The sequence below is a fragment of the Pseudoflavonifractor phocaeensis genome (assembly GCF_016901955.1).
Classification (GTDB): Bacteria; Bacillota; Clostridia; order Oscillospirales; family Oscillospiraceae; genus Flavonifractor; species Flavonifractor phocaeensis_A.
The window spans coordinates 1-1,663 of sequence record NZ_JACJLC010000174.1; the positions used below are offsets into that span (position 1 = coordinate 1).

2 protein-coding genes are annotated in these 1,663 nt (G+C 48.9%); both read left to right on the top strand.

What is annotated here, in order from left to right; translation table 11 throughout:
* Window positions 1–195: hypothetical protein (locus tag H6B51_RS16900; protein WP_204884761.1), on the top strand; the 195-nt coding region annotated here is incomplete at its 5' end.
* 106 nt (window positions 196–301) lie between these two features.
* On the top strand, window positions 302–1,558 hold the full coding sequence (locus H6B51_RS16905) for an IS110 family RNA-guided transposase (RefSeq protein WP_204884762.1): 1,257 nt from the start codon (window positions 302–304) through the stop codon (window positions 1,556–1,558).
* Window positions 1,559–1,663 lie beyond the last annotated feature (105 nt).

Here is a 1,663-nt window from a genome sequence, read left to right on the forward strand (position 1 = left end):
ATAATCACCATGCCGACCGCTTCGCTCTCGGCACAAATAGGGATGAAAGAGAGCAGACAAACGGTCGCCTTTCTTATAAAATTAGATTGGGGAGGAAGCACACTACAACGCACGGCAGGAGGAGTCGCAGACTGCTTCCAGAGCTTAAAACAGTATCATAATCAGTGTTGGAACCATCTGGTCAAGCACAAATAAGTGGCGCTATGAGCCCGCACACTAAGGATTGTATTAACACCTGTTAATTGCTTGGTGGTTCAGTCACTGTTTCCTCCTCGCCACTTTGTTATGAGGAGGGTGTAGTTTGAAAGTTGTATTTCCAACCTGCTGTGGAGTTGACGTTCACAAATCTTTTCTGGTGGCTACCATCATTAAAACCCTGGAAAACAGTTTGCAGCCCAGTTATCAGAAGAAACGCTTTTCTACATTCAACTCCGACCTGAACCGCTTCGCAGACTGGCTCCATGAGAATGATTGTCTGGACGTCTGCATGGAATCCACCGGAAAGTACTGGGTCCCTGTCTTCAACATTCTGGAGAAACGGGATATCCGTGTCGTCATCGCCAACCCTAAATGGGTCAAGGCTGTAAAAGGGAACAAGGATGATACGAAGGATTCCAAGTGGATCGGGGATTTGTTCCGTATCGGTCTGGTGAAAAGCAGCTTTATTCCGGACAAGGAAATCCGTGTCCTCCGCGAGCTGACTCGCTATCGCTATAAACTCACATCTATGAAAAGCAGTGAGAAAAACCGCTTTCAGAACGCTTTTACCGTCTGCAATGTGGCGCTTGATTCCGTCGTGTCCGATATGTTTGGCAAGTCCGCAACCGCGATTACGGACTACCTCACATCCGACGAGGATTTTGATGCCGGGCATTGCCTTTCCCTGTTACAGCGTTCCCTCAAGAAAAAGGCGGACGATGTTCTGAAATCGATCGAGGGGTATGAAATGACAGCCGAACAGAAAACCCGCATTGGAATCGTCCGGGATCACCTTCACTACATCGACACCTTGATTGACCGGGTAGATGCCTGTATCAATACGATGGTCGATCAATACGAAGGCTATATTGTGCTTCTTTGTACGATACCTGGCGTTGACCGTAACAGCGCAATTACCATCCTGTCTGAAATTGGCGTTGATATGGCGCAGTTCGGCTCTTCCAAGCGCCTGTGCTGTTGGGCCGGTCTTACCCCAGGCAACAACGAATCCGCCGGGAAGAAGAAGTCTGTCCGTATTTCACGTGCGGGAGTCTACCTCAAACCTGCGCTGGTGCAAGTTGCTCACGCAGCCGTGAAGGACAAGCATTCTCCTTACTACGCTCTCAAATATGAGCGTATTGCCAAACGCCGGGGCAAGAAACGGGCCATTATCGCCATTGCCAGAATGATTTTGACCGCTGTTTTCGTCATGCTCTCTAATCTGGAAGAATGGAATCCCGTTGATCTTTATAGGGTCGATATGCCTGAGCATCTGAAGGAAAAGCAGCTTGCCAAGGCTGTGAAGCAGGCTATTCGCTTTCTTGAAACCCAAGGCCTGACCGTGTTTCATTCTGCCTGACAGCTTCTTCTCTTTTGCCTTTTGCCCTGAAAACTTCGATGTTGGCAGGGCCGGTTTCGTGCACCCTTTTTCATCTGTCCTGAACCGTTACCTGCTTTCACACTA